Annotated in this window: 7 protein-coding genes; 1 reads left to right on the forward strand and 6 read right to left on the reverse strand. The window is 68.6% G+C overall.

Translation table 11 applies throughout. The features are described 5' to 3' along the window. Window positions 1-511: 511 nt before the first annotated feature. Window positions 512-1,714, forward strand: a complete 1,203-nt coding sequence (locus ACFWIW_RS41985; RefSeq protein WP_073847003.1) for a sensor histidine kinase — start codon at window positions 512-514, stop codon at window positions 1,712-1,714. 153 nt (window positions 1,715-1,867) lie between these two features. On the opposite strand, the gene ACFWIW_RS41990 is transcribed toward ACFWIW_RS41985, so the two are convergent. The 6 genes from ACFWIW_RS41990 to ACFWIW_RS42015 all read right to left on the reverse strand — a co-directional run bounded on the left by ACFWIW_RS41990 (window position 1,868) and on the right by ACFWIW_RS42015 (window position 7,018). Beyond that, window positions 1,868-2,209, reverse strand: coding sequence for an RNA polymerase-binding protein RbpA (locus ACFWIW_RS41990; protein ID WP_034311760.1), 342 nt, complete (start codon window positions 2,207-2,209; stop codon window positions 1,868-1,870). 65 nt (window positions 2,210-2,274) lie between these two features. Continuing rightward, the gene (gene secG / locus ACFWIW_RS41995; RefSeq protein WP_016333144.1) at window positions 2,275-2,505 is read right to left on the reverse strand and encodes a preprotein translocase subunit SecG; all 231 of its coding nucleotides are present in this window, start codon (window positions 2,503-2,505) and stop codon (window positions 2,275-2,277) included. Between the two features lie 139 nt (window positions 2,506-2,644). Then, window positions 2,645-3,430, reverse strand: coding sequence for a triose-phosphate isomerase (tpiA, locus tag ACFWIW_RS42000; RefSeq protein ID WP_063273001.1), 786 nt, complete (start codon window positions 3,428-3,430; stop codon window positions 2,645-2,647). Beyond that, window positions 3,430-4,638, reverse strand: coding sequence for a phosphoglycerate kinase (locus tag ACFWIW_RS42005; protein WP_378373587.1), 1,209 nt, complete (start codon window positions 4,636-4,638; stop codon window positions 3,430-3,432). The genes tpiA and ACFWIW_RS42005 overlap by 1 nt, the downstream gene beginning before the upstream one ends. A gap of 9 nt (window positions 4,639-4,647) precedes the next feature. Next, window positions 4,648-5,652, reverse strand: coding sequence for a type I glyceraldehyde-3-phosphate dehydrogenase (gene gap / locus ACFWIW_RS42010; RefSeq protein WP_016333141.1), 1,005 nt, complete (start codon window positions 5,650-5,652; stop codon window positions 4,648-4,650). Between the two features lie 184 nt (window positions 5,653-5,836). Continuing rightward, window positions 5,837-7,018 (reverse strand): winged helix DNA-binding domain-containing protein, encoded by a 1,182-nt coding sequence (locus ACFWIW_RS42015; RefSeq protein ID WP_378373586.1) that lies wholly within the window; start codon window positions 7,016-7,018, stop codon window positions 5,837-5,839. Between the last annotated feature and the right edge of the window lie 89 nt (window positions 7,019-7,107).

A 7,107-nucleotide genomic window follows, 5' to 3' on the forward strand; every position in this document is an offset into this window, starting at 1 on the left:
CAAAATCCATAGTAAACCACCGCAACAACACCCACCATTAGTCGCCGGCCCCCCCCCCGTCCCACCTGCTCCCCCGTGTGTGGGGCCAAACCCCCCGCATCCGGGTCTGACACCCTCATGGCGGAAGTCCGTGAGGGCCTCCTTCCCTACCCTGAAGGTAGTGAAGGAGGCCTTCACGGAACTCGCGCGGCAGGGTCACCGCGCGACCACGAAACGTGACATAGATCAACTTCCGGGGGATTCGGCATCAGAGAGGACTTGTTCGCGCGTCGAAACGATCAACGGACCACCGAGCCCGGGTGGTCCGGTGTGGATTCGACCGACCGAACGTTCATGCACTTGTCCGCAGAACGGACAGTGATCGCCCAGTCGCTAGCCCGACTGGGGGAAACTTACCGCCCTTGTACATCCACCCGTTAGCATCCGCACATTTGTTCGTTCCTGCGCGTCCCGATCGGGCGAAGAACACGTCTCACCATTCAAGTCCACAAGACGAGTGAGGTCGCCAGCGATGAGCACAGAGGGTCTCTCGATGCCAGGTATCTCGGTGGGCGGCTCCGGAGCGGACGCCGCCGACCGGATGCGCCGTGCCGCCGGGGTCATGTCGTTCGCCAAGATCAAACGCCCGGCGCTGGTCGCGCTGGGCATCGACACGCTCGCGATCTTCCTGGCCGCGCTCGACGTCTGGCTGGTGATCCCCGAGAAGGCCCAGCCGTACTCGATCTACCTGTCCGGTGCCGCGTGCCTCGGCCTCGCCTTCCGGCGCAAGCTGCCGTTCCTCGCGGTGATCGTCACCGTCCCCGGCTTCCTGGCGGGCTGGTCACAGCTGGCCGCGATGATCGCGCTGGGCTTCCTCGCCACCCGCAAGCAGATGCACTGGCAGACCTGGACCGGGTTCGCGCTCGTCTTCACCTGCCGTTTCGTGCAGTGGCCGCTGGCCGACTTCGTCGAGCTCAGCTGGCGCGAACACGTCCTTGACGGCATCTACGGCGTCATCGTCGCCGGGATGCCGGTGGCCATCGGCCTGCTCATCGGAGCGCGGACCGAGATCTCGCAGAAGCTCTCCGAACTCGCCGCCAGCCGCGACCGTGAGCGCCGCTTCCACGCCGACGCCGTCCGCGCGGAGGAGCGTGCCCGCCTCGCGCGGGAGATGCACGACGTCGTCTCGCACCAGATCACGCTGATCGCCATGCAGGCAGGCGCGCTGCAGGCGCAGACCACGGACGCCCGCTCGCTCGAAACCGCGCAGGTCATCCGGAAGCTGAGCACCAAGACGCTCGAAGAGCTGCGCTCACTCGTGAGCGTGCTCCGCTCGGGCTCCGAAGACGACGGGCCGCGGCCGGGCATCAACGAGCTCGACCGGCTGATCCGCGGCTCGGACGTCCCGGTCCACCTCACCGTCGAGCGGATCCCCGACCTGCTGCCCAGCCAGGTTTCGGCGGCGGCCTATCGGACCGTGCAGGAATGCCTCACGAACGTGCACAAGCACGCACCGGGCGCCACCGCGACCATCCGCATCCAGGGTGAGCACGGTTCGCTCAAGGTCGAAATACGCAACGAGCGCGCTCGGACCCCCGGTGCGGCCCTGCCCTCGGGAGGGCACGGGCTGACCGGGCTGGCCGAACGCGCTCGACTGCTGGGTGGGAGCTTCGAGACCGCCGACACCGAGGACGGAGGGTTCCGGGTGCGTGCCCGGTACCCGCTCGACCGGTGAACGGCCGGTGGTCGGCGGAGCTGCGCTGAACGCGCCTGGCCGTAGGCCTCGCGATCCCGGCGGCAGGGCGTACACACCGCCTGGCGCCGACATGCCGGACGGGCGCCCTGGCGACGGGATCGCGGACGCGGGCTCAGCCCTGAATAGCAGCTGCTAGATCTCCCGGCGCTGGCGCAACCGCTCCAGCGCCTCGGCGAGGATGGCCTCGCCGTCGGCGTCGGAACGCCGTTCCTTCACGTACGCGAGGTGAGTCTTGTAAGGCTCGGTCCGCGGCGCGGCAGGAGGGTTCTTCTCGTCCTGCCCACCGGGGAGCCCGCAACGCGGGCAGTCCCACTCGTCGGGAATCTCGGCGTCCATCGAGAACGAGGGCTGTGCCTCGTGCCCGTTGGCGCACCAGTAGGAAATACGACGCCGCGGCGCCGACTCACCCCGCTCCGATTCGCCCGAAGGCCCGGCACCCACACGGGTGCCCCGAATCGCGTTACCGCCAACCATGAATCCTCACACCTATAGGGATCGGCGGCGCGCCCCCCATAGGCACGCCGAAACACCTGGATCGATCAGACCTTGAGCAGGAGCCCGAGGCCGATGATGCTGATCAGCCACACCGCGCCCAGCAGCAGCGTGATCCGGTCGAGGTTCTTCTCGGCCACGCTCGAGCCGGAGAGGCTCGACTGCATACCGCCACCGAACAGCGAAGACAGACCGCCACCACGGCCGCGGTGCAGCAACACGGCGACCACCAGCAGCACGCTGGAGGCGATCAACAGGATTTGCAGGAACAGCTTCATGTCATCCTCTGCGCTCTTGGAGAATGCAGGAAAACGGTGTGCACAGGCGGCTCTTGGCCACCAGGACACACCGTACTCCTGGACTCGTCCACTGCTGTGTGACGGACCGGATACCCAGGTTACCCGGTAGGTGCCCCGATCAGGGCAGGGGCCCGCCCGCGGCGAGTGCGCAGAGTTTGGTGAACTCGTCACCATCCAGGCTGGCACCACCGACGAGCGCACCATCGATGTTCTCGCAGGCGACGAGGTCACTGATGTTGTTGGCCTTGGCCGAGCCGCCGTAGAGCACGCGGACCGAGGATGCGACCTCGGCACCGTACTTCTCGGCGAGGGTGGCGCGGATGGCTCCGCACACCTCTTCGGCGTCCTGCGGGGTCGCGACCTTGCCGGTCCCGATCGCCCAGACGGGCTCGTACGCGACGACGACGTCCTTGACCTGCTCGGCCTTGAGCCCCTTGAGGCCCTCGACCAGCTGGGTCGTGGTGTGGGTGATGTGCTCGCCTGCCTCGCGGACCTCGAGCTTCTCCCCCACGCACAGGATCGGCGTGATGCCGTGCTTGAGCGCGGCCTTGACCTTCTTGTTCACCAGTTCGTCGGACTCGCCGTGGTATTCACGCCGCTCCGAGTGCCCGACGGTGACGAAGCTGCAGCCCAGCTTCGCCAGCATCGGGCCCGACACGTCGCCGGTGTAGGCACCGGAGTCGTGCGGCGACAGGTCCTGGGCGCCGTAGGTGAGCGACAGCTTGTCGCCGTCGGTCAGCGTCTGGACGCTGCGGATGTCGGTGAACGGCGGCAGGACCGCGACGTCGACCTTCGCGTAGTACTTCTCCGGCAGGGCGAAGGCGATCTTCTGAACCAGCGCGATGGCTTCGAGGTGGTTCTGGTTCATCTTCCAGTTGCCGGCGATGAGCGGTTTGCGCGCCACTAGTCGTTCTCTCCCAGCACAGCGACTCCGGGCAGTTCCTTGCCCTCCAGGTACTCCAGCGACGCGCCGCCGCCGGTCGAGATGTGCGAGAAGCCGTCCTCCGGCAGGCCGAGCTGCCGCACGGCCGCGGCGGAGTCGCCACCGCCGACCACCGTGAAGGCGTCGCTCTTGACCAGCGCTTCGGCCACGGCACGGGTGCCGCCGGCGAAGGACTCGAACTCGAACACGCCCATCGGGCCGTTCCAGAACACGGTCGCCGCGTCGGCCAGCTTGCCCGCGAACAGCTCTCGCGACTTCGGTCCGATGTCGAGACCCATGCGGCCGGCGGGGATGGCCGTCGCGTCGACGACGTCGAACTCCGCGTCGGCCGCGAAGCCCGTCGCGGCGAGGACGTCCACCGGCAGGATCAGCTCGACGCCGCGCTTCTCCGCCTCGGCGAGGAAACCGCGGACCTGCTCCAGCTGGTCCTCCTGCAGCAGCGAGTTCCCGACCTCGTGGCCCTGGGCCTTGAGGAAGGTGTACGCCATGCCGCCGCCGATGAGGAGCCTGTCGACCTTGGTCAGCAGGTTGGCGATGACGCCCAGCTTGTCCGACACCTTCGCGCCGCCGAGGACGACGACGTACGGCCGCGCGAGGTCCTCAGTGAGCTTCTTGAGGACGTCGACCTCCGCCAGCACGAGCCCGCCCGCGTACGCCGGAAGCGCCCGCGCGATCTCGTAGACCGAGGCCTGCTTGCGGTGCACGACACCGAAACCGTCGGAGACGAACGCGCCGCCCGGGACGAGCGCGGCCAGCTCGGCGGCCAGTTCCTGACGCTCGGCCTCGACCTTGCTGGTCTCGCGCGCGTCGAAGCGCACGTTCTCCAGCAGGGCCACCTGGCCGTCGTTCAGGCCGGCGACGGTGGCCTTGGCGGACTCGCCGACCAGGTCACCCGCCAGCGGGACGTCGACGCCGAGCAGCTCGGTGAGCTTCGCGGCGACGGGCGCGAGCGAGAATTTCGGGTCCGGCTCGCCCTTAGGACGGCCGAGGTGCGCCGTGACGACCACCTTCGCGCCCGCCTCGGCGAGCCGCTTGAGGGTCGGCAGGGCCGCGCGGACACGGCCGTCGTCGGTGATCTTGTCCCCGTCGAGCGGGACGTTCAGGTCGGAACGTACGAGTACGTACCGGCCCGAGACGTCCTCGCCCAGCAGGTCTTCGAGATTCTTCAGCGCCATGACTCAGGAGAGCTTGGTGCCGACGAGCTTGACGAGGTCGGCGAGGCGGTTGGAGTAGCCCCACTCGTTGTCGTACCAGCCGACGACCTTGACCTGGTTGCCGATGACCTTGGTCAGCGGCGCGTCGTAGATGCAGGACGCCGGGTCGGTGACGATGTCGGCCGAGACGATCGGGTCGTCGCTGTAGCGCAGGATGCCGGCCAGGGGGCCCTCGGCGGCGGCCTTGTACGCAGCGTTGATCTCTTCGATGGTCGCGCTCTTGGCCAGCGTGACGGTGAGGTCGGTGGCCGAACCGGTCGGGACCGGGACGCGGACCGCGTAGCCGTCGAGCTTGCCGTTGAGCTCCGGCAGGACCAGGCCGATGGCCTTGGCGGCACCGGTCGAGGTCGGGACCATCGACAGCGCGGCGGCGCGGGCGCGGCGCAGGTCCTTGTGCGGCGCGTCCTGCAGGTTCTGGTCCTGCGTGTACGCGTGGATCGTGGTCATCAGGCCCTGCTCGATGCCGAAGGCGTCGTTGAGGACCTTGGCCAGCGGGCCGAGGCAGTTGGTGGTGCAGGACGCGTTCGAGATGATGGTCTGCGAACCGTCGTACTTGTCGTCGTTGACGCCCAGCACCACGGTCAGGTCCTCACCCTTGGCGGGCGCGGAGATGATGACCTTCTTGGCGCCACCGGCGATGTGCGCCTTGGCGGCGTCGCCGTTGGTGAAGAAACCGGTCGACTCGACGACGACGTCCACGCCGAGGTCGCCCCAGGGCAGGTTGGCCGGGTCGCGCTCGGCGAGGGCCTTGATCGTCTTGCCGTCGACGACGATGCCCTCGTCGCTGACGCTGACCTCGCCCGGGAAGCGGCCGAGGATGGAGTCGTACTTCAGCAGGTGGGCCATGGTGGCGACGTCGCCGAGGTCGTTGAACGCGACCACCTCGATGTCGTGACCGGCGGCCTGCACGGCCCGGAAGAAGTTGCGGCCGATGCGGCCGAAGCCGTTGACACCTACGCGAACCGTCACTGCTGCCACTCCCTTGAGACTCGACCGGGATCGCCCCGGTAAGACGTCCTTTACTCGGGCGCAACCCTAGCGTGCGTGCTCGGGCGGCCCTCTTTGCCCTGACGAGACTTCCACCACTCGGTGGGTCAGGTCAAGAATCGATTAAGTGCGTCGCTACCAGGACGTCTTGGGGAAACTCTCAGCTTCACTGTGCTAGCCGTCGCTCCAGTGGCGTGCGCATCCGTGGTGTTACTCGCACGTCTCCGAACCACTCGGCCAGGTGGTTCGCCTCCGCCTCGACGGCCCGTTCGACGTCGGCGCCGACGTCCTCCAGGAGGTGATGGACGACCTCGCCGTCCGGCCGCTGCGCCCAGCCGCCGACGATGCGGCCGTCGGCCCAGACGGTGGGCCCGATGTTGCCGGTGCCGTCGAACAGCGGCGCCTTGTGCGGGCCGAGATACCAGTCGCGCTCGATCCAGCCCATCGCCGTCGGGTCGAGGGACGGGAGCAGGGCGACCCAGGGTTCCGGCTCGGCGACCGGCTCCAGATCGTCGGCGAGCACCACGCCGGGAACGCCGTCGAGGTCGACCTCGACCGGCTGGATCTCCGCGAGCGCCTTCTTCGTCTGGCCGATCGTCCAGCCCGTCCACCAGCGGAGGTCCGCGATCGGGGCCGGCCCGTAGGCCCGGAGCCACCTTCGGGCGAGCTCGACCCTGGCGGCGTCGGCGTCCCATTCGGCCAGGCCCTGCGGCAGCCAGCCCGCCATGGGGGCCCAGTAGTACTGGCTGCTGATCCAGCTGCCGCGCGGGCGGCCGCGCACGATGCGGCCGTCGACCGCGAGCTGGAACAGGACCCGGCTGGTGACGTTGGCGATGGCCTCGTACGGCTTTCCCTTCGCCATCAGGAGTTGCTGCTTCAGGCGCGGCTCGTCCTGGGAAAGCTCCTGCGCCGTGGCGGAACCGCGAGCCTTCAGCGCGCGCTCCGTCGCTTCCTCGACCTCGGCCAGCCAACGCCCGGGTTCGGGGACGTTCTCCGGATGTCCCTGCGTGCCGAGGTGCTGTTCGAGCAGGCGGCGCTGCTTCTTGGCGATGTCGGCGGAACACGCGGCCTGCACGAGGGCCGCGTTCTCGTGCCCGAGGACGAAGACCGTGCGGCGCATGCCGAGCAGCCGGATCAGCGTGCGCTCCTCGTAGAGCGCGTTCTCCAGCTCGGCGACGCCGTCGCCCTTCACACGCGCCCACGCCGAGAGATGCACCGACGCCGGATCCGTGGCGTGCAGCGCGACTACCGCGTCGGCGGCGGCGAGCACCGACTCGGCGGGCGTGGCGAGGCGATGACGCGTCGCGAGCCGGGCGCGGCGCTGCGCGATGTCGATCTTGGGGGTCACGGGTCGGTTCTATCACCGGGGTCCGACAAAAGAGCGCCGGATCCGCGTGGGGCGCGTCTCGTGAGTGGCGAGGACGGTTAGAACCGTCC

It is taken from the genome of Amycolatopsis sp. NPDC058340 (assembly GCF_042723975.1).
GTDB lineage: Bacteria > Actinomycetota > Actinomycetes > Mycobacteriales > Pseudonocardiaceae > Amycolatopsis.